Genomic DNA, 20617 nt, shown 5'->3' with positions numbered 1-20617 from the left:
ACTCCTTATCAGTCGGTCCAAATATTCTACGATATCCCGCCGCTCGCCGCAACATCCAAGGTGCCAAGCGCCATTTCATTCAAAATGGACGGCGTGAAGCATCGCCCGGCCGCGCCGCTGCCCCTCACGGAAGAGCAGAATCCTTCGACTGCCGATCTCGACCTTCTCGACACGCACGAGCTGCTGCACCGTATCAACGACGAGGATCGCCGCTGCGTGTGGGCCGTGGAACGCGAACTCGACGTCATCGGGACCGCGGTCGACGCCATCGCGAAGCGGCTGTCCGAAGGCGGCCGCCTTCATTACTTCGGAGCGGGAACGAGCGGGCGCGTCGCAGTGATGGACGCGGCCGAGATCCCACCGACTTTTTCGACGCCGAAAGACCTCGTGTGCGCGCACATCGCCGGCGGCGCCCACGCGATGACGGCATCGGTTGAAGCGGCAGAGGACGATGAACAGGCTGGAGCCGCCGAGGCCGCTTTGGCGAAGATCGACGCGCACGACGTGGCTATCGGGCTCTCGGCCAGCGGCGGCGCACCGTACGTGCTTGGCGCTATGCGCGCCGCCCGCAGCGCCGGCGCCCTCACCATCGGCATCGCGAATAGTCCGGGCACCGAGCTCTTGCGCGACGTCGAGATCCCCATCGCGCTGCTCACCGGACCGGAGGTCATCGCCGGCTCCACGCGGATGAAGGCGGCGTCGGCTCAGAAGATGGCGCTGACCACCATCAGCACCGCGGTGATGGTCAAACTCGGCCGGGTGCACGGCAACCTCATGGTCGACGTGGACGCCTCGAACGAAAAACTTCGCGCGCGGGCTCGCCGGGTCGTCAAACAATTGACCTCAGCGCCGGACGAACGCGTGACTGCGGCGCTTGAAGCCAGCGGCCAGCGGGTCAGGGAAGCCTGCGTCATGCTCGCGAGCAACTGCGGGGTTGAAGAAGCGCGCAGCAGGCTCGCCGCGGCCGGCGGCTCGCTTCGCAAAGCGCTCGCTGCCCCGAAATGATCGCGGCGCTGATCGCGTTCGGCGTGCTCGCGGGCACGGTGACTGACGACGCGGGTGCCCCGATTCCGGCCGCGCGGATAAGCATTGCCGGACTGAAGTCACCGCCACAATCATCGACGACGGACGAACACGGAAGCTTCGTCTTCGAACGTGTGAAGGAAGGCTTGTACCGGGCGCGCGCGAGCAAGCCCGGCTATGTCGACGCCGAGCAAACCGGCATCGCGATCGCCGCGGGCGGCACAACGCGCATCGCGCTGATCATGCCGGTCGTCACGCTTTCGTCGCTGCGCGTGCTCGGCAGCACCGTCATCTATGGAAGGCGCGGCGGATTCAACACGACTCCCGCGTCGATCGCCGTCATCACGCCGCAGACTTTTGCCGACCAAGGACAACTGCAGGTCGCACGCATTCTCGATCAGACGCCGGGCGTGGTATCCGGGCATGCCCTTGCCAGCGCGAACGGCGGCAGCCCGGGCGCGCTGACCACGCCCGATGTGCGCGGCGGCCTCTCGTATGAAACCGCATCCTTGATCGACGGCCACCCGGTCGCGGTCGGCCGCTTCGGCGCGCATAACACGACGTTCATCAACGCGTTCGTGCTGCAAGACGTCGAGATCGTCAAGGGACCGGGGGCTTCGGCACCCGAGGTCAACTACGCGATCGGAGGCACCGTCAACTTTCGCACCCGCGACCCGACGCAAGCGCGCAGCGGCGCGCTGGACCTCGGCTACGACAGCTACGGAGGCCAGTTCTCCAATTTCCTCGCCAGCGGCACGCTGCCCGGCGATCGGCTCGGATACGTTCTCGACTACGCGGTGAATGGCTCGCCTGGTCCGATGAACCGCGCCGCCGGCTTCATCACGTTGCCTGCGACTGCGCTCATCAACGGACAGCCGCAGAACGGGTCGACGACGTTTGCCACGGTCAATCCCGGCGTGCAGAACAACCCGCAGGCCGGCAACAGCACGCTCATCGCCTGCTGCCTTCGCGTCAGCTCCACGTTCGACGACAAGACCGAACTCCTCAAACTGCGCTACAAATTATCAAGCGCGACCGTCGCAACCGCGGCGTACTTCGGCAGCCAGACATGGACCGATCAGAACGGCAAGAACCTCGCGCAGCTGCAGACGAATTTCAGGCCGGACCCGACAGCCGGCTACATCGGCCTCGTGCGCAGCGGCCCGCTGGCCACGTTCCAAAGCGTGTTCTTCCCCGAGGGCGGTTGGGAAGTGAACAACGAGCCGATCTTACAGGCCGAAGTCCGTAGCACGTGGCGCACCGACACCATCCTCGCGCGCGCGTACTCCGCGTCCATCAACAGATTGCAATACAACGCCCTCGAATCCAACGCGCCGGCCAGCGCGAGCCTCGCGCTCTACGGCACGGTGAACGCGCCGGGAGAACTCGTCTTCAACGGCCAGCAAGCGAATGTCACCTTTCCCGGAGCTTACGTGCGCTCGACGAAAGAAGACCTGCTGCGCGGCGCGTCGCTCGAGCTCGATCACCCAGCCGGCGCCACGTCCTTGTCGCTGGCGCTCGAGCGCACGCAAGCGGATTCGTTCGCATCGGATGTCAGCGGGGCGCAAACCCTTGTCTCGATCCCGGCCGGATCCAGCCAGCGCTTCACGACGCTGCTGCTCCGCGGCGAGTTCCCGATGGGCGATCGGGTTCGAGGCACGCTGGCGAACTATTTCGACTGGTACGACACGCGCTTCACCAAAGACGTGGGCGCGACATTTCAGCGTTCGCTACGTTCGCGCTACGACGGACGCTTCGGCATGGTATGGCGGCCCGCGCAAAACGTAGCGTGGCGCGTCTCGCTCGGCTCGGCGGTGGCGCCGCCTTTTCTGAACCTGCTCGATGTCTCGACCACATCGCCGCAAGCCGCTCGCGGCAACCTCTTCGCGACGTCGACGCTCAACAACGGCTCGCTGCTGCCCGAAACGGCCTTCGGGTTCGACGTCGGCTCGGACGTCCAATACGGCGATGGCCGCAACGCATTCGTCTGGGATGCGTACACGACGGCGCTGCAAAACCAATTCATCACGTCGACGTTTGGCAATGGGACCGCGTGCGTCGCGCCGTTCGGGTCGCCGCCCAATACGCCGTGCTCGTTGACGCTGCCGTTGTTCACGAGCGTCAACGGCAATCTCGGCAACGCGCGCTACCAAGGGCTCGAACTTGCGCTTCGGCGCGTGCCGGATGCGGGGCTTGGCTACCTCCTGCAAGGCGCGCTGCTCAAGGCCTACCCGGTTCGAGTCGGGCCCGGCGTGTACGCCTCGTCGGCCGGACCGTTCACGACGAACCTTGGGGTCATCGAGGGCGCCAACTACCAGACGAGCGGAAGTCCGGGCGTGCCCGGCACGTTCAACTCGCTCACGAATCAGGGCATTCCGTACTCGCAGGCATACGGCGAGTTGAGCTATCGCGGGACGACGAACTACTATTACTCGATCGGTGTCACGCTATACGGTCCGAACAACTCGTTCAACCGGCCCGCTTTCGCGGTTTGGAATGCGACGGCCCGGTTCGCCCTCGACCGGACCACGACGTTTCAGGTATCTGTGGATAACTTGAGCGGTGCGTATGGCGGAACGGCCATCGACCAGTACGGCGGGGTCCCTGTGCCCCTGGCGAACGGCAGGCTGGGGCTGACGAACGGAAACGTGATCGGGCCGCGCGTAGTCCGGTTTATTTTGCATAGGGGTTTTGGCGCGGAGGGGCATCCTTGACAAGGCCATAATTTCCAGGCAGTATGCTCCTACTTGCGCCACTGCATTTTTCTTATCCTAAGGAGGAGACCGTGCGCACGCATACTCGCGCGCTGATTGCGCTCGTCACAACGGGGCTTGTCATGTACTTCGGCGCGACGCGCGCCTTGGCAGCCGACCCGGGTTCTATCGCCGGCAAGACCGTCGATACGAACGGCACGCCGCTCGCCAACGTTCAGGTCTTGCTCGAAGGTCCGACCGCGGCTGCCACGACGAGCAACGGCGCCGGGAACTTTTCATTTGACTCGGTCGCAGCGGGGAGCTACGCGGTCAGCGCCGTGAAGACCGGATACATTTCGACCACCCTGACCGACGTAAGCGTGCTGGCAGGCAGCAAAACGCAAGTGACCCTGACGATGACGGCTCAATCGTTGACGTCGCTGCGCGTGCTCGGCCGCGAAGTGATCTCCGCGCGCCGCGCGAGATTCAACAAGACGCAGGCCTCCGTGGCGGTGGTCGCCCCGACGACCTATTTGGATCAGGGCCAGACCCAGGTCATGCGCGTGCTCGACCAAACGCCGGGCATCGTCATCGCACATCCGGGCTCAACCGCCAACAACGCGTCGCCCGGAGCCATCACCTTTGCGAACATCCGCGGCGGACTTGGATTTGAGACCGCGACGCTCATCGACGGCCATCCGGTGTCCAACGGAGCCTTCGGGGACTACGTCACGACATTTCTGAACACGTACGCGCTCGCCGATACCGAATTGATCAAGGGGCCAGGCGCCGCGGCGCCAGAGATCAACTACGCGATCGGCGGCACTATCAATTTCAGGACCAAGGATCCGACGCAGGCGCGCCGCGAGGCGTTGGACTTGGGCTACGATAGCCAAGGCGGCAGCCTCCTCAACCTGTTGGGCACCGGCACGCTGCCGGGCACCAAGTGGGGCTACGCGCTTGACTATGCCGTGTGGGATGAGCCGGGTCCGCTCAATCACACCAACTCCTTCATCACGTTGTCGAGCGGAAACCTGATCAATGGCCAACCCGTCGTCGGCTTTCCGACCAACGCCGTCAACAACCCGGCCAACATCAACAATCCGTTCAACGCGACCAGCACGATCGTCGCGTGCTGCTTCCCCGTGAGCACCACCTACGTCAACAAGGCCGAACTCGCCAAGATCCGCTACACGTTCTCGAGCAGCACCGTGGCGACCGTTAGCTACCTCGGCAGCCAGACGTGGAGCGACCAGAACGGCAACCACGTCAGCATTCTGCCGACCCTCCTCACGCCAAGCGCGTCCGGCAACTACATCGGTAAAGTCACCGGATCTGTGCCGACGCTACAGGGCACTTTCTTCCCCGACGGCGAGTGGGAAGTCAATAACGAGCCCATTTTCCAGGCCGACGTGCGCACAACGCTCCGCAAAGATACCATCCTCGCTCGCTGGTACTCGGCTTCCATCAATCGCCTGCAGTACAACGCGCTCAACGACAACTCTCCCGTGACCGCTTTCATGCAGCTCTACGGCACCGTCAAGGCGCCGGGTCTGCTGACCTTCAACGGGCAGACCGCCGCGGTGACGATCAACGGCGCATACTTCCGAAGTACTGAAGAGGACAAGCTGCACGGCGGGTCGGTGGAATACGATCATCTCGCCGGACAGACGCAGCTCACGCTGGCATACGATCAGTGGACCGCAGCTTCGAATACGTACTCGCTGTTCGGCAACCAGCCGGCGTTAGGCGTCCCTCAGGCGAGCAACGTGTTCTTCTCTTCGACGATCCCGGCCGGCTCGAACCAGCGTTTCGGAACCCTGCTGCTGCGCGCCAGCTTCCCGATGGGCGATAGAGTCCAAGGCACGCTGAGCAACTACCTCAACACGTACAACACGCGCTTTTCAGCGGACAGAGGCACGACTTTCCAAACCATCACACGGCATCATTACGATGCGCGCTTCGGCATGGCGTGGCAGCCGACGTCTAACGTGTCGTACCGTTTTGCCATAGGCTCGGCTGTGGCGCCGCCCTACCTGTTTCTTGTCAGCCAGGCGACGACGGCGCCGTTCTGCCGCACCGGCGCGACGTTTTGCACAGCCACGCTCAACAACGGCGGCCTCTTGCCCGAGACCTCGTTCGGCTATGATGTTGGGGAAGACGTGCGCTACGGCGACGGCCTCAATCTTATCTCGTGGGATTTCTATTCCACGAACCTGCACAACCAGTTCCTGACCTCCGTCTTCGTGAGCGGCAACAACGGCGCGTGCTCAGGCGGTCCGTGCCCGATCTTCACGACGCAGAACCAGAACTTGGGAAGCGCGCGATACGAGGGGTTGGAGGCATCGGTGCAGCGGCAGCCGCCGGTCGGCCTCGGATTCCAGCTCCAAGGCGCGTTGATAAAGGCGTACCCGTATGGCCTTTCGCCCAGCTTCTATTCGACGACGGCCGGACCGTTCACGACCAACCTCGCGATCGTCAACGGCATCAACTTCCAATCGAGCGGCAGTTCCGGATCGCCGGGCAGTTTCAACGCGGTGTCCAACCAGAGCATTCCGTACTCGTCGGGATTTGCGGCGTTGAACTACCGCGGCCGGACCAACTACTTCTACGAGCTCGGCACGACGTACTACGGTAATAATAACTCGTACAATCGGCCCGCATTTCTGGTCTGGAACACGAGCGTGCGCTACCCCATCGATCGCATGACGACGATCCAGATGTCGGTCGACAATCTCACCAACATCTACGGCTCGAGCTATATCGACGCGTTCCAGGGGGTTCCGGTCGCCTTCGTCAACGGCGCCCGTACCAGCAGCGGCGCCCCGGTCGCCTTCGGCCTGACGAACGGCAATGTCGTCGGCCCGCGCACGTATCGATTCACGTTGCGCCGCACTATGGGCTACTAACAATCTAACAACCTAACCACCAAAATGTAGTGCCGGGGCTTTAGCCCCGGCCTTTTTCTTGCGCCTGAATGTAGCGTTCCGAGCGAAGCTCGGAAATGTAGTGCCGGGGCTTTAGCCCCGGAATGTTTTCCTGGACGTTGTGGAGCGGGATCTTTAGATCCCGCTAACCCTACGTTGTAGTGCCGGAGCTTTAGCTCCGGCCTTTTTCTTCCGGGCCTAAAGGCCCGGCACTACATCTTCCGGTCCGCGATTTTCCACCCGTCCGGATACCGCGGAAGCTGGTCGGCGACTTCCGGGTGCAGCGCGACCGCGAAGATCTCCGCGGTATCAAGCAAGCGCGGTCCCGGCCTATTGAGATAGGCATTGCCGTCGACGAGCGCCAGCGCGCCGGAATTCACGGCGCGTAACTCTCGCCAGATCTGGTTGCCTTCTAGTGCCCGCGTCTCACGCTCCGTCGTGGTGAGATCGAAGCCGCACGGCGCCACGATGATGAAGTCGGGATCGGCCAGCGCGATCGCGCTCCATTCCAAGCGTTGCGAATCCTTGCGCGGATTGCCGAGCACGGGAACCCCGCCGGCGAGTTCGACGATTTCCGGCGTCCAATGACCGCCGCTCATCGGCGGATCGGTCCACTCGAGCACGAGCGCACGAGGTGTAGATCGTCCGGCCACAAGCGCGCGAAGATTCCGTTCGCGAAGACGCAGTCCGTCGACAAACTTCTTGGCCCGCTCGGAATGGCTCACGAGCTCGCCGACCGCGAGGATGTTGTCGTAGACGTCTTCCAAACTCGACGGTTCGAGCGACACGATCCGAGGATCACCCTTGAGCCGTTTCGTCGCCGCGCTGACGATCTCGTACGACACGGCGCACACCGGACACAGCTCTTGGGTGACGATGAGATCGGGCTCGAGCCGTTCCAGCAACGCGCCGTCCAGCGCGTAGATGCTCGAACCCACATGCAGATGGGCGCGGACATGCCGGTCGATGTCGGCCGAGCGCGCGACCTGCGGAAGCGAGCTCGATGTCAGGTGCGGCTTGCCGCGCGTCTCTATCGGAAAGTCGCACTCGTGGGTGACGCCGACGACCTGGTCGCCGGCGCCGATCGCGTAGAGAATCTCCGTGGCACTGGGAAGCAGGCTCACGATGCGCATCCGCAGGGCTTAGCGCAGGAAAAAGGCGCGACCTTCGGCCGCGCCTGACCGGGGCTAAAGCCCCGGCACTACATTGGGGTGCTAGTGATTGAAGGCCGCTGCCTTCGGCGACGACGGATCGGTCGGCACCATCACGTCGCCGTCGGCGCCGCATCTGGTGAAGATCAAACCGTCGCTCGTCTGCGAGACGCTAGAGCACAGGTACGTGTCGCTCTGGCTATAGTTGGGCACGCGATAGTGCTCGACCACGTCGACGACTTGGCAGGTGCCGTCGAAGTTGCTCGTGAGCGTTGTAAACGTGCGCCGCACGCCGGAATCCACGCCGCCGAAACTGACGAACAGCGTCGCAGGATCGCATTTGGCGAACGCCTTGGAGAAGCAGGTTTGCGCCGCCCAGGCGTCTTTGCTTGTCGTTGCCTGCAGGCCGATTCGAACGCTGCCGCACGTGCCGTCTCCCGACACGTCAGCTGCTCGTGAGGGCAGCCCGCTGAAAGCTGCAAGGGAACACACGGCGAGCGCGGCCGCCGCGCTCGCGGCACCCAAGCGCACTTGCGCTATGGACATAGGAGGAGCTCCTTTCACCACGTTTGTCTACCCTGTGCTGACCACTCATATTCTACTGCTCGCTATGGTGAAAGTTTCATTAATGAAACATCAATGTTGGCACGGAAGGATCCCGCAGCGCGGCGAAAATGAGAGCATGCTCACCGCCGTAGCCGTCGTCGCGGCGGCGCTCGTTTCGCTTGCGGCTCCGGCCGCTTCGCAGGCCGCTAACGCATCCGACGCGCTGGCTCCGCTCCGGGCTCAGATCTCCAGGGCCCGCGAAGTGCTGCTCGCGCACTTCAAGGACATCCAGAAGAACTCAGGCCTCGCAGTTGAGATCCAAGAGCGCCTCGACGGCGATCTCTCCGCGCTGTACCCGGAGGACATACCGAAGAACTGGACGGTCGATGAGTTCATGACGATGGCACGCGTCGTCGCGACCCTCGACGCGTCGCTCGTCGACGCAGCGCTCACGCCGCAAGGTCGCGACTGGTCGAACGTGCGCGGCGCAGCAGAGGTCTTCGTCACCTCGCCGGCCGACGGCACAAAACAGCCAGTCGGGCTCTACGTGCCCGCGACGTACGACGGCAAGAAACCGGTGCCGCTTGTCGTGCTGCTCCACGGCCGGACGCAGACTGAAGAAGACATGCTCGCCTATCCGATCTTCCGCGATCTCGCCGAGCGCACGGGAGCTATCATCCTCGCGCCGTTCGCGCGCGGCGACATCCAGTATGCGGATCCGGCGCCCGCCGAGATCTATCGCGCGGTCGAGCAAGCGCGCTCCGCGTTCGCGATCGATCCGAAACGGGTCTATCTGTCGGGTTACTCGATGGGCGGTTTCGGCGTGTTCGAGGTCGGCCCGGCGCACCCCGAGGTGTGGGCCGGCTTCCTCTCGATCGCGGGCAGCATGACCAACGCAGACAGGGCCGATGTGCTCAATCGCTTCGTCGGCAAGCCGGTCTACGTGGTGTCGGGCCAACTCGACGACAACGTGCCCAACGCGTATGCTCGCCTGACGGTCCAGTGGCTCCAAGACGGGGGCATCGAGGCACGCTACTACGAGCAACCCAACGGACTCCACCACCTGCAGAGCATCTACCCGGCGATCGTCAAGGCTTGGATGGACATGCTCGGCGGCGTGCGAGGCCAGGGCACAAGGCCTGCGCCGCTTGCAATGCCCGTGCAACCGGTCCGCCCCGACTAAGACTAACCAGGAGACCCCCCGCAAGGGGCAAATATCCGCCGGACATCCAGCGCGCCTCGGGCAGAATAACACTGGCCCGGCCGCTCGATTTTTTGGGAGGTATCCTGTCATGTCAGTCCCCGGCAAAGACGAAGAGCGCCCCAGCATCTCGCGCAAGGAATTCATCGCCGGCGTCGGCCTCGGCGCCGCTGCCAGCGCGGGCCTCGGCGCCGGTTTAGCGACCTCTCTTGGCTACGCCCCGGCTGCCGTCGCCGACAACGCCCCGATCGTCATCGGCGACGTTGACGAGAGCAGCGGCGTATACGCGGTGTCGGGCAGCAGCCAATCGCTCGGCAAGAAGGTCGCCATCGACGACTGGAACGCGCGCGGCGGCGTGCTCGGGCGCAAGATCCAGATGATCCACGCGGACACGGCGGCCAAAACTGACATCGCGATTCCGGCGGCCAGAAAACTTGTGGAACAAGATAAAGTCGACGTGCTCGTCGGCGAGGTGTCCTCGAACGTCGGCCTTGCGCTATCCTCGTACGCGCAAAGCGCAGGCATTGTGTTCGTCGCCTCGGGTACGCACGACACGACGATCACCGGCAGCAAGGCGAACTTGGCCTGCTTCCGGACGACCGCCGCGAACGCCATGCTCGCCAATGCCGTGGCCAACTACGTGCTGCCATACGGCAAGAAGTGGTTCTTCATCACGCCCGACTACGCGTACGGCCACTCAGCGCAGCAAGGTTTCCAGAACGTGCTCATGGCGAACGGCGGCACGGCCGTGGACAACGAGCTCACGCCTTTCCCGAACGCATCGGGCGACTTCACGCCGCAACTGACCAAGGCGAAGAACAGCGACGCCGACGTGCTCATCTTGAGCTTGTATGGCGCTGACCTGTCGAACTGCCTGAAACAGTTGGTTCAGGCCGGCCTCCATAAGCATTTCAAGCAGATCGCCGGTCCCCTCAACGGCGTGGAAGTCGTCATCGGCATCGGGGCCGAGAACAACGTCGGCATCTGGGGCGCTCCCTGGGCGCCGGACTATCCGAGCGACGGTTCAAAGGAACTCGGCAAGAAGCTCCTGGCCGCCGGCGGTAAGTACGTCGATTGGCGCATGTATCTCGGATGGCTCGCGGCCGAAGCGGCGATCACGGGCATCCTGCGCGCGAAGAGCACCGATGCCTCCAAGCTGGTGCGCGCGATGGAAGGCCTCACGTTCAACGGCTTGCAGCGCAAGTTCTGCCACATCCGAGCCTGCGATCATCAGAACGAACTCGACGTGCTCGTAACGCAAGCGATTCCGAAGTCGCAATGGAAGATCCCCAATCAGTTCTTCAAGATCCTCAAGATCGTGCCCGCGAGCGAAACGCTGATATCGTGCGACAAGAGCGACGCGCCGGCGGTTCTGAGCAGGCAGTCGATCGTATCACGCGAGAGCTACACGCCCAAGACATAACGCGTCGCAGCACGCTGCGTTTGGGGGCGCCGTCAAGGCGCCCCTCGATGTAGGGTGTCGGCGAGGAGGCGCATTCCATCCCGCTACTCGTGCACGTAGGCTGGTCGCTGGCGCTCTACTACGCTACGATCGCGCCTGCCCAAATCGTCGAGATGCTGTTCAACGGCTTGAGCCTGGGCATGCTGTACGTGCTGCTGGCGCTGGGCCTCAACATCATCCTCGGACTCATGGGCGTGATCAACTTCGCGCACGGCGCGCTGTTCACGCTGGGCGCCTACTTCACGTTCGCGCTGTCGACGCACCTCGGGCTGTTCCCCGCCATCGTTGCGGCCGCGTTCCTGACAGCGCTGCTCGGCATGGCGGGCGAGGCCGCGTTCATCCGCCGTCTCTATGGGCGCCCTCCCGAACACGTGCTCATGTTCACCTTCGGAGCGTTTCTCGTCATCACGCAGGTCATCCGCAGGATATGGGGTGACGACCCGCAGCCGCTGTCGCTGCCGCCCGCGCTGTCCGGCACGGTCAATCTTGGTTTCACGCAGTATCCCAGCTTCCGGCTACTGGTCGTCGTGATCACCATCGTGGTCTTGGCGCTGGTCTACTTGCTCCTCGTGCGCACCAACCTTGGCCTCACGATCCGCGCCGGGACGCGCGACAGCGAAATGGTCAACATCCTCGGCATCAACATGCCGGCGACGTTCACGCTGGTGTTCGGCATCGGTTCGTTCCTCGGCGGCTTGGCCGGCGGCTTGGAGGCGCCGCTGCACGTCATCGATCCGAACTTGGGAGCCAACTTCGTCATCATCGCGTTCATGGTGGTGATCGTCGGCGGCATCGGGTCGTTCTGGGGCGCGATCGTCGGCGGACTGGTCATAGGCGTATTGCAGGAAGCGACAGTCGAGCTCATCCCCGGCGGCTCGTCGGCAGTGGACATCGTGCCGTTCGCCTTCATGCTGTTGATCTTGCTGGTGCGGCCGCGCGGCCTTTTCGGCACAGCGGGGTTATTCGACTGATGGCCGATCAAGCGATGTCCGTGCGGCCAAAATCGGCCGGCGTTCTCGGGATCGTGCTGCACCCGATGCTCTTGTGGGCGATCGTCCTGGCCCTGCTGCCATGGGTGATGGTCCACGTGCTCAAGAGCAACATCCCGCTCGCCACCAACATGATCATTTTCGCCATCATCGCGCTCGGGTTCAATTTCTTGTACGGCCACACGGGCGAATTGTCGTTCGGGCACGCGGGCTTCGTCGGTTTGGCGGGCTACGCCGCGGCTTACATGGCGCTCAACCATCACTGGGCTTTCTTCCCGTGCATGGCGGTAGGCGTGGCGCTGGCGATGCTGCTGGCGTTCATCGCTGCGCGTATCGTCGTGCCGCGAAGCACGGGCATCTATTTCTCCATGGTTCTGCTCTCCATCGGGCAAGTGCTGTATTTCGTCGGCGAGCGCTGGAATGCGGTGACCGGCGGCGACGACGGACTGCAGGGCGTCTCCCGGCTCACGATTCTGCCCTCCATCCACCGCGATTTCAACAACTCGGTCAACTTCTACATCTTGAGCGCGGTGATCGTGTGGGTGTTGTGCCTGTTCATGTGGCGCGTCGTGCACTCGCCGTTCGGAGCCGTTTGCCACGCCATTCGCGAGAACCGGCAGCGCGCGGAGTTCCTCGGCTACAACGTGGTGCGCTACAAGATCAATGCGTTCGTGATCTCCGCGCTGTTGCCGGCCTTCGGCGGCGTGCTGCTGGCGTACTACAACGGCGCCGTCAATCCGGGCGACTTGCGCTGGACGCAATCCGGTGACATCGTCATGATGACGCTGCTCGGCGGCGCGCCGACGTTCTGGGGCCCGATTCTCGGCGGCGCGCTGTTCAAGTTCTTAGAGCAATATCTCTCGGTGCAGCAGTGGATGGCCAGCTACGCGCAATACTGGGAGGGCTACATCGGCATCGTGTTCGTGACGTTCGTGCTGCTCGCGCCGCAAGGCATTTGGGGCCTCGCGGAGAGCGGCTGGCGCGCGTGGCGGCGGCGCAGCGCGTGAGCACGATTTTCCGCACCGAACAACTCTCCAAGCACTTCGGCGCGCTCAGGGCCGTCGATGCGGTGGACTACGCCGTCCAAGAAGGCGCGATCCACGCCATCATCGGGCCCAACGGCGCCGGCAAGACCACGTTCTTCAACATGCTGACCGGCAATTTTCGGCCGACCAGCGGCCGCATCTCATTTCGCGACGAAGACATCACCGGACTGCCGCCGCACGTGATCACGCGCAAAGGCATCGGCCGTTCGTTCCAGATCAGCAACATCTTCGGCGGTTTGACGGTGTATGAGAATGTGCGCGTCGCCGTGCAGGCGACGTACGGCGATGCGATGGGCATCCTCGTCCGGCCGAAATGGCTGAGCGAGGTCGACGACAAAGCCGAGGCGATCCTCGAACGCGTCGGTCTTTCGAAATTCGCCGCCGCGCAGGCCGCCACGCTCTCGCACGGCGACGAGAAGCGGCTCGAGATCGGCCTCGTGCTCGCCGCGCATCCTGCGCTCTTGCTCTTCGACGAGCCGACCGCGGGCATGTCGCCGGAAGAATCCAGGCAGACGATAGAGCTGTTGCGCGAGCTCAGCACCCAGCACACCATCGTGCTGATCGAGCACGACATGGATCTGGTCATGACGCTGTGCAACCCGATCATGGTGATGCAGAACGGAAAGAAGATCGCCGAGGGGACGCCGGCGGACATCCGCGCCAACGCGCTCGTGCGCCAGGCGTACCTTGGAACGGAAGCCTGATGCTGCTCGAAGCGCGCGACCTCAACACCTACTACGGCAAAAGCCATATCCTGCAAGACGTGTCACTCGACGTCGATCGCGGCGAGGTGGTCGCGCTGCTCGGGCGCAACGGCTCGGGACGCAGCACCACCTTGAAAAGCATCATGGGCGTCGTGCCGCCCAGGCGCGGCAGCGTCACGCTCGGCGGGCGGAACATCACCGGGATGCGGTCCTATTCGGTGGCGCGGCTCGGCATCGCGTTCGTGCCCGAAGAGCGCCGGGTGTTTCCCAATCTCACGGTGCTGGAGAACTTGAAGCTGGCGACGCTTGCCGGCCGCAAGGGAGCATGGGACTACGAGAAGGTCTTCGATTTTTTCCCGCGCTTGGCCGAGCGCAAGCAGAACCTTGGGGCGTCGTTGTCGGGAGGCGAGCAGCAGATGCTCACCATCGCGCGCGCGCTCATCTCAAATCCGCTCATCATGCTGCTCGACGAACCGCTCGAAGGGCTGGCACCCGTCATCCAGCAGGCGATCGAAGCGGCGATCCATCAGATGAAGGCGGAAGGCACGACCATGCTGCTCGTGGAGCAGAACGCGCGCTTTTCGCTGGCGGTGTCCGACCGCGCGCACATCTTATCGGATGGCCGCGTGGTCGCCTCGGGAAAATCCGCAGAACTTCGCGGCAACGACGCGCTGATCAGCAAGTATCTCGCGGTCTGATCAAGATTACATCATGATGGCGGCTGTCTTTGCCGCGATCGCACTCCTGCTCACGCTGCCCGCAGACGTCCGGATCGCATTCATCCCGTTGGATGACAGGCCGGCGACGGAGCGTTTCCCACGCGAGGTCGCTTCGATTTGCGGTGTTTCGCTCGAACTGCCGCCGCAGCAGTTACTCGGTCATTTCACGCATCCGGGAGATCCCGCCGGCTTGGGTCGCTGGCTGGCGGGCCTCGACCCGCGTGGACTGAGCGCGGTCGTGCTGTCTTCCGACATGCTCGCATACGGCGGGCTCGTGGCATCGCGCATGCCGCGCATGCCGCTTGGAGACGCGAACTTTCACCTCCGTGCCATTAGCCGCTTCCACGAAGCGCACCCGGAAGTACCGATCTACGCGTTCGGCACGGTCATGCGCCTGGCGCCGACGAAGATTCCGGAGACCGAATCGTACGTCGAAGCGCTCACGAACTACGCGCAGCTCGCCGGAACGGCGAATCCGACGGACGCGCAGCGCGCCGAGCTCGACACGCTGCGCTCGCACGTCCCCGACGACGCGTTCCAGGGCTACATCTATGCACGAGCTCGCGATTTCGAAATCGACAAGCAGTTGGTGGCACTGACCGCGCAGGGCGACATCGCATACCTGACGTTGACGCAGGACGACGCCGGCGTCGACACGGGCCTGCAAGTTCCCGAACAAGCTCGCTTGCACGCGTTGGTGGGGTCCCTCGGCGTGCGCCGGCGGATCTTTCAAAACCCCGGCACAGACGAAATGGGCATGAGCATGGTCACGCGCGCAGTCGAAGATGCGGTGGGCTGGACCCCGTCGGTCGACGTCATCTTCTCATCAGAGCGCGGCGCGACGGCGCAAGACCAGTACGAGTACCTTCCGATCTCGCGGACCATCGACAACCTGATAGGACTGATGCGGATGACGCATGCGCCGGGCGCCGCGGACTTCTCCCTCTTCGTGCAGACGCCGGGCACGTCATCGGCGGAATCGCTCGCGCTCCTCGACAAGTTGCAATCGTCAGTACAGGGTGGTACGTCCAGCGCGCTCGTTGACCTGTCGTTCCTGGATCGCGATCTTCTCGGGCAACATCAAGCGGTCGACGAGCTGCGCCGGCGTGGCTTGAGCGCCGATCTGGCCTCGTACGCTTCCTGGAACACCACCGCCAATTCCGTCGGAACTGCGCTCGCTCAAGCAGGCTGTGGCGCGATCGCGCGCCATTTCGGGCTTGATACTCGCGCCGCCAACGAAACGTTCCTCTTCGAGCGCTACGTCGATGACTACGCGTTCAGGCTCGACGTCCGCCCGGCGCTCAATGACGATATGATCCGGCGGGGCTTCGACACGTATGGGCTCGGCGACGCCACGGATCTCGCGCAATCGCAACTGCGACGCATGCTATGGCGCCGCGCGCTCGACATCTTCAATGAAGACTTCGCGCCGCGCGGCTGGATCAATAGACGCCTCAACCTCTATCTTCCCTGGCCGCGGACGTTCGAGGTGCAGGTGGAGTCCTCGCTCACTCGGAGCATGTAGTGCCGGGGCTTTAGCCCCGGAATGTAGCGTTCCGAGCGAAGCTCGGATGTAGCCTTCCAAACGAAGCTCGGATGTAGCCACGGACCTTGTGGACACGGACCTTTAGGTCCGTGTTTCTCATCTTGCCGGCTGACAGACCTCGATGAGGGCCCCGCCGGTCGCAGACGGGTGGATGAAGGCGATCAAGTTGCCGTGCGCGCCGCGCCGAGGCTTTTCATCGATGAGGCGCAAGCCGAGCGCCTTGAGCCTGGCGAGCTCATCGACGATGCTGACCACCCGGTAGGCGAGATGGTGCAGCCTCGACGTCTTGTCTCCCAGAAAGCGGACGAGCGGAGAATCCTCTCGCAGCGGTCTGAGCAACTCGATCGTGGATTCGCCCGCGCTCATGCCGACGATGTCCACCTCCTGATCCTCTACGCGCTCGCGGTAGCGCACGACGAAACCGAGGCTCGCGTAGAGCGCCTCGCTCGCCAAGAGATCGGCGACCACCAGAGCGACATGATCGATCGGCCGGCCGGTAAGAGAGGCAGGCCCCAGACCTGCTGCAAGCCCGGTCGCCGGCGCGCCCAAGCTCGAGATGATCTTTTGCCGCAGGATTGCGGTCTCCACACCCAGATCGGCGAGCGCGCGAGCGCCAACGCATCCGCCGTCGCGCATCACACCCAGCAAGAGGTGCTCGGTACTGATGTAGTTGTGCTTGAGTTGACGGGCTTCTTCAAAAGCCAGTTCGATCACGCGCTTGGCGCGCGGAGTGAAGACCATCTCTTGCTGGACGACCTGTTCGCGCTTTCCGCCAATCGCTTCTACCCGGGCACGTGCCTTTGTCAGATCGACGCCCATCGATACCAAGGCCTTAGCCGCGTGGTTTTCGCCTTCCCCGATGACGCCAAGCAGGATATGCTCCGTTCCGATGAAGTTATTGCCGAGCTGTTGCGCCTCGTTTTGTGCCAACTCGATGCTGCGACGAGCAGGCTCGGTGAACGGTTCCCACATCGACATGATGATCGGACCTTCTCAGACCGCTCGATACACCGAGAAGACTTCACGCAGCGCGTCGCACACTTCGCCGAGCGTGCAGCCCTGATCGACCGCCTCGACGAATTCCGGCATCAGCGGGGCTGAAGAAGAAGCGGCGCATTTGACGGCCGCAAGCCGTTCGGCCACCGCACCCGCATCGCGCCGCGCCCGAAACGCCGCCAAGCGCTCGCGCTGCTCGCGCTCCGTTGCCGGATCGATGCGTTGCAACTGCGGCGCCTGCGCCGAAACGTCCGGATCGACGAATTTGTTGACGCCCACCACGACCGTCTCGTGCGACTCCATGCGCGCCTGCGCACGATAAGCGCTGTCGGCGATCTGTTCTTGCATCCACCCGCTTTCGATCGCCGCCACCGCGCCGCCGCGCCCGGCGACGTCCGCCATGATGGCTCGCGCCATCGTCGTGAGCTGCGTCGTCAAGCGCTCGATGAAATATGAACCGCCCAACGGGTCAGCCGTATCTGGCACGCCGCTCTCATACGCGATGATCTGCTGGGTGCGCAGAGCGAGTTTGGCGGACGCCTGCGTCGGGAGAGCGAGCGCCTCGTCCATCGCGTTGGTATGAAGCGACTGCGTGCCGCCCAGCACCGCGGCGAGCGCCTGCAGCGTCACGCGGACGACGTTATTTTCGGGTTCCTGAGCCGCGAGCGTCGAGCCGCCCGTTTGGGTGTGAAAGCGCAGCAGCCACGACTTCGGCGACTGCGCCTTGAAATCGTCGCGCACCATGCGCGCCCATATGGCGCGTGCCGCGCGGAACTTCGCGATCTCTTCGAAGAAATTATTGTGCGCGTTCCAAAAGAACGACATGCGCGGCGCGGCGGTGTCGACGTCGAGGCCTGCATCCACAGCGGCACGCAGATACGCACGGCCGTTGGCGAGCGTGAACGCGAGCTCTTGCGCGGCGGTAGATCCGGCCTCGCGGATGTGATAGCCGCTTACGCTGATGGTGTTCCATTGGGGCACGCGGGTCGCGCAGTACGCCATCAGGTCCGTGACCAGGCGCATCGAGGGTTTTGGCGGGTAGATGTACGTGCCGCGCGCCGCATACTCTTTGAGAATATCGTTTTGCGACGTGCCGGAGAGCTGATCGGACGGAATGCCGCGTCGCCTGGCGACGGCGAGGAAGAGCGCCAGCAGCAATGCGGCGGGAGCGTTGATCGTCATCGAGACGCTGATTTTGTCCAGCGGGATACCGTCGAACAGCGTCTCCATGTCCTCGACGGTGTTGATCGCGACGCCGGTTCGGCCGACTTCGCCCGCCGCCTGGTCGGCATCCGAGTCGAGGCCCATCTGCGTCGGTAGATCGAACGCCACCGAAAGTCCCGACTGCCCCTGCGCCAAGAGGTACTTATAGCGCGCGTTGGATTCTTTGGCGGTCGCGAAGCCGGCGTACTGGCGCATCGTCCAGAGACGGCCGCGATACATGAGCTTTTGGATGCCGCGGGTGTACGGATACGCTCCGGCGAGCGGCTGCTGCGCTAGGTTCAAATCGGCGACGTCTGCATGCGCGTACACCGGCTTTATTGGAATGCCGCTGTCGGTGGTCCGTTCCTCCATCAACCGCAACGTTCTGCGATCGCGCCCGCGCCGCCTAGCTCCGCAACGAGATCAGCGTCGCGCCGGTCTCGACGGTCTGGCCGACCTCCGCGGCAACGCTCGCAACCGCGCCGGCGCGATGGGCGACGACTTCGTTCATCATCTTCATCGCCTCGATGATAGCGACGACCTGGCCGTCGGCGACGTGGTCGCCGGGCTTGACGCGGATCTCCGCTACGATGCCGTGCATCGGCGAGACGACCGTTGCGCCGTCGTGCGCGATCTTCTTGGGCGCTTTGAACGCGGGCGGGCGGCGATCGGCCGGACGCGTGTCGGCGGCGGCGGTCAGCGACCCGTGGACCCGGACGACGAAGCGTTTGTCGTTGACCTCGACGGTGATCGGCTCCGCTGCTGGTCCCGGCGGCGACCCCGAGACGGAGGCGTTACCGGAATACAGCGCGCTAAGGTCGCCCGCACGAGCGCGCACGAATTCGTCGACGCTCGGGGTCGCGTACGTGCCGCTCGCGAACTCGTCGGATTGCACGAGCAGTTGGAGAAACGCGACGGTGGTATCCACCCCCTCGATCGTGTATTCGCCAAGCGCGCGCAGCATGCGCCGCCTGGCCTCTTCCCGGTCTTGACCCCACACGATGAGTTTGCCCAGCAGCGAATCGTACTCTTGAGGGATCGTCAGACCCGCGAACGCGGCCGAGTCGACGCGCACGCCGGGCCCGCCGGGTTCGCGATAGGCCGTCAGCGTGCCGGCACAAGGCATGAAATCGCGCGCCGGCGATTCCGCGTTGATGCGGCACTCGATGGCGTGTCCGCGCGGATCCACCTCGTCTTGCGCGAACCAGAGCTTCTCGCCGGTCGCAATCCGGATCTGCGCTTTGACCAGATCGACGCCGCAGGTCATCTCGGTGATCGTGTGCTCCACTTGGATGCGCGCGTTCATCTCCAGGAAGAAGAACTCGTCGTCCTCGACGAGACACTCGATCGTGCCGGCGCTATCATAACCTATCGACTCAGCCAGCCTCACCGCCGCCGCGTGCAGGCGCTTGCGCAGCGCGCCGGCGATACAAGCCGGCGTCTCCTCGACAAGTTTTTGATGGCGGCGCTGCATCGAGCAATCCCGCTCTCCGAGGTGCACGACGCGGCCGTGTTTGTCGGCGAGGATCTGCACCTCGACGTGCTTCGGCCGCGCCAAGTATTTTTCAACGTAGAGCGTTCCGTCTTTGAAGTAGGTCGACGCTTCCTTCGAAGCGAGCGCGACTGCCTGATCGACGTCCTGAGCCCGCAACGCGACCTTGAGCCCCTTGCCACCGCCGCCCGCGGCGGCCTTGACGACGATCGGGTAGCCGAATTTCTTGCCGAGGGCGCGGACGGCCGCGGCGTCGCGGACGGGCTCGAGCGTTCCCGGCACGACGGGCATTTTTGCCTTACGCGCCGCGCCGCGAGCGCGGATCTTGTCGCCCATCGCGTCGATGGCGCGCGCCGACGGGCCGATGAACGTGAGGCCCTCGGCCGTGCAGCGCCGGGCGAACGCGGCGTTCTCCGCCAAGAAACCATATCCCGGATGTACCGCGTCGCACTTCGCGGACGCGGCGACCTGCATGACCCGATCAATGTCGAGATAGGATTGCGCGGCCGGCGGCGGACCCACGCGGTACGCTTCGTCCGCGGCTTTGACGTGGAGCGCTTCGCGATCGGCGTCCGAGTACACCGCGACCGCCGCGATGCCGAGTTCGCGGCAGGCGCGGATCACGCGCAGCGCTATCTCGCCGCGGTTGGCGACGAGGATTTTCTTAAACATCCGGCTCGACCGCCTCGCGCCTAGCCGTTTTTTTCCAATCAAACTGTATGTAGTGCCGGGGCTTTAGCCCCGGTCGACTCCACTTGCTTTTGTAGCCACGGACCTTTAGGTCCGTGCCGCCCGCGCCGAGTTGCGCGAGCGCCGCCGCGATGGCTGCGGCCTCCTCCGCCGTCGGCCTCGGTGTGATGATCACGGTAGATGTAGCGACCCGAACGAAGCTCGGGTGTAGTGCCGGGGCTTTAGCCCC

Annotated in this window: 16 protein-coding genes; 10 read left to right on the top strand and 6 right to left on the bottom strand. The window is 63.9% G+C overall.

Annotated features, from left to right (window positions below; all coding sequences use genetic code 11):
• Nucleotides 1–93: 93 nt before the first annotated feature.
• The 3 genes from murQ (at nt 94) to VN934_04510 (ending at nt 6625) form a co-directional block, all read left to right on the top strand.
• A complete protein-coding gene (gene murQ, locus VN934_04520; protein ID HXM18053.1) occupies nt 94–1005 on the top strand; it encodes an N-acetylmuramic acid 6-phosphate etherase in 912 nt (303 codons plus the stop codon).
• On the top strand, nt 1002–3737 hold the full coding sequence (locus VN934_04515; GenBank protein HXM18052.1) for a TonB-dependent receptor: 2736 nt from the start codon (nt 1002–1004) through the stop codon (nt 3735–3737). The genes murQ and VN934_04515 overlap by 4 nt, the downstream gene beginning before the upstream one ends.
• A 71-nt stretch (nt 3738–3808) precedes the next feature.
• Complete coding sequence (locus VN934_04510; GenBank protein ID HXM18051.1) at nt 3809–6625, top strand: TonB-dependent receptor; 2817 nt, start codon at nt 3809–3811, stop codon at nt 6623–6625.
• Nucleotides 6626–6855: 230 nt separating this feature from the next.
• Here the strand turns inward: VN934_04510 and VN934_04505 are convergent, their stop codons facing one another.
• Together VN934_04505 and VN934_04500 are read right to left on the bottom strand one after the other, a co-directional pair.
• Nucleotides 6856–7767, bottom strand: coding sequence for a cobalamin-binding protein (locus VN934_04505; protein ID HXM18050.1), 912 nt, complete (start codon nt 7765–7767; stop codon nt 6856–6858).
• Nucleotides 7768–7857: 90 nt separating this feature from the next.
• Nucleotides 7858–8340 (bottom strand): hypothetical protein, encoded by a 483-nt coding sequence (locus VN934_04500; protein HXM18049.1) that lies wholly within the window; start codon nt 8338–8340, stop codon nt 7858–7860.
• 136 nt (nt 8341–8476) lie between these two features.
• On the opposite strand from VN934_04500, the gene VN934_04495 reads away from it, so the two are divergent.
• The 7 genes from VN934_04495 (at nt 8477) to VN934_04465 (ending at nt 15986) form a co-directional block, all read left to right on the top strand.
• Nucleotides 8477–9523 (top strand): PHB depolymerase family esterase, encoded by a 1047-nt coding sequence (locus VN934_04495; GenBank protein ID HXM18048.1) that lies wholly within the window; start codon nt 8477–8479, stop codon nt 9521–9523.
• 109 nt (nt 9524–9632) lie between these two features.
• Nucleotides 9633–10964 carry an ABC transporter substrate-binding protein gene (locus tag VN934_04490; protein ID HXM18047.1) on the top strand — a complete coding sequence of 444 codons (1332 nt, stop codon included), beginning with the start codon at nt 9633–9635 and terminating at the stop codon, nt 10962–10964.
• Nucleotides 10965–11053: 89 nt separating this feature from the next.
• Complete coding sequence (locus VN934_04485) at nt 11054–11974, top strand: branched-chain amino acid ABC transporter permease (GenBank protein HXM18046.1); 921 nt, start codon at nt 11054–11056, stop codon at nt 11972–11974.
• Nucleotides 11975–11988: 14 nt separating this feature from the next.
• Entirely contained in the window at nt 11989–12999 is a 1011-nt protein-coding gene (locus VN934_04480; protein HXM18045.1) for a branched-chain amino acid ABC transporter permease, read from the top strand.
• On the top strand, nt 12996–13742 hold the full coding sequence (locus VN934_04475) for an ABC transporter ATP-binding protein (protein ID HXM18044.1): 747 nt from the start codon (nt 12996–12998) through the stop codon (nt 13740–13742). Before VN934_04480 ends, VN934_04475 begins: the two co-directional genes overlap by 4 nt.
• Nucleotides 13742–14440 (top strand): ABC transporter ATP-binding protein, encoded by a 699-nt coding sequence (locus VN934_04470; GenBank protein ID HXM18043.1) that lies wholly within the window; start codon nt 13742–13744, stop codon nt 14438–14440. Before VN934_04475 ends, VN934_04470 begins: the two co-directional genes overlap by 1 nt.
• Nucleotides 14441–14453: 13 nt before the next feature.
• Nucleotides 14454–15986: a DUF4127 family protein gene (locus tag VN934_04465; GenBank protein HXM18042.1), complete on the top strand. Its 1533-nt coding sequence runs from the start codon at nt 14454–14456 to the stop codon at nt 15984–15986.
• A gap of 117 nt (nt 15987–16103) precedes the next feature.
• Here the strand turns inward: VN934_04465 and VN934_04460 are convergent, their stop codons facing one another.
• From VN934_04460 to VN934_04445, 4 genes are read right to left on the bottom strand one after another with little or no spacing between them, the layout of a single operon-like run.
• Nucleotides 16104–16985, bottom strand: a complete 882-nt coding sequence (locus tag VN934_04460) for a Clp protease N-terminal domain-containing protein (GenBank protein ID HXM18041.1) — start codon at nt 16983–16985, stop codon at nt 16104–16106.
• Between the two features lie 15 nt (nt 16986–17000).
• Nucleotides 17001–18578, bottom strand: a complete 1578-nt coding sequence (locus VN934_04455) for a methylmalonyl-CoA mutase family protein (protein ID HXM18040.1) — start codon at nt 18576–18578, stop codon at nt 17001–17003.
• A gap of 34 nt (nt 18579–18612) precedes the next feature.
• A complete protein-coding gene (locus tag VN934_04450; protein ID HXM18039.1) occupies nt 18613–20370 on the bottom strand; it encodes an acetyl-CoA carboxylase biotin carboxylase subunit in 1758 nt (585 codons plus the stop codon).
• The gene (locus VN934_04445) at nt 20363–20563 is read right to left on the bottom strand and encodes a hypothetical protein (protein HXM18038.1); all 201 of its coding nucleotides are present in this window, start codon (nt 20561–20563) and stop codon (nt 20363–20365) included. The genes VN934_04450 and VN934_04445 overlap by 8 nt, the downstream gene beginning before the upstream one ends.
• Nucleotides 20564–20617 lie beyond the last annotated feature (54 nt).

It is taken from the genome of Candidatus Tumulicola sp. (assembly GCA_035601835.1).
Lineage (GTDB): Bacteria > Vulcanimicrobiota > Vulcanimicrobiia > Eremiobacterales > Eremiobacteraceae > DATNNM01.
The sequence above is the reverse complement of the archived record's forward strand: the minus strand, read 5'-3'. Positions and strand labels throughout refer to the sequence as shown.

Bases quoted from the DNA above. Each gene is read 5' to 3' on its own strand.
- VN934_04455 (HXM18040.1), bottom strand. From the start codon at position 18,578: ATGGAGGAACGGACCACCGACAGCGGCATTCCAATAAAGCCGGTGTAC.
- VN934_04465 (HXM18042.1), top strand. From the start codon at position 14,454: ATGATGGCGGCTGTCTTTGCCGCGATCGCACTCCTGCTCACGCTGCCC.
- VN934_04460 (HXM18041.1), bottom strand. From the start codon at position 16,985: ATGTCGATGTGGGAACCGTTCACCGAGCCTGCTCGTCGCAGCATCGAG.
- VN934_04495 (HXM18048.1), top strand. From the start codon at position 8,477: ATGCTCACCGCCGTAGCCGTCGTCGCGGCGGCGCTCGTTTCGCTTGCG.
- VN934_04515 (HXM18052.1), top strand. From the start codon at position 1,002: ATGATCGCGGCGCTGATCGCGTTCGGCGTGCTCGCGGGCACGGTGACT.
- VN934_04480 (HXM18045.1), top strand. From the start codon at position 11,989: ATGTCCGTGCGGCCAAAATCGGCCGGCGTTCTCGGGATCGTGCTGCAC.
- VN934_04490 (HXM18047.1), top strand. From the start codon at position 9,633: ATGTCAGTCCCCGGCAAAGACGAAGAGCGCCCCAGCATCTCGCGCAAG.
- VN934_04450 (HXM18039.1), bottom strand. From the start codon at position 20,370: ATGTTTAAGAAAATCCTCGTCGCCAACCGCGGCGAGATAGCGCTGCGC.
- VN934_04470 (HXM18043.1), top strand. From the start codon at position 13,742: ATGCTGCTCGAAGCGCGCGACCTCAACACCTACTACGGCAAAAGCCAT.
- VN934_04500 (HXM18049.1), bottom strand. From the start codon at position 8,340: ATGTCCATAGCGCAAGTGCGCTTGGGTGCCGCGAGCGCGGCGGCCGCG.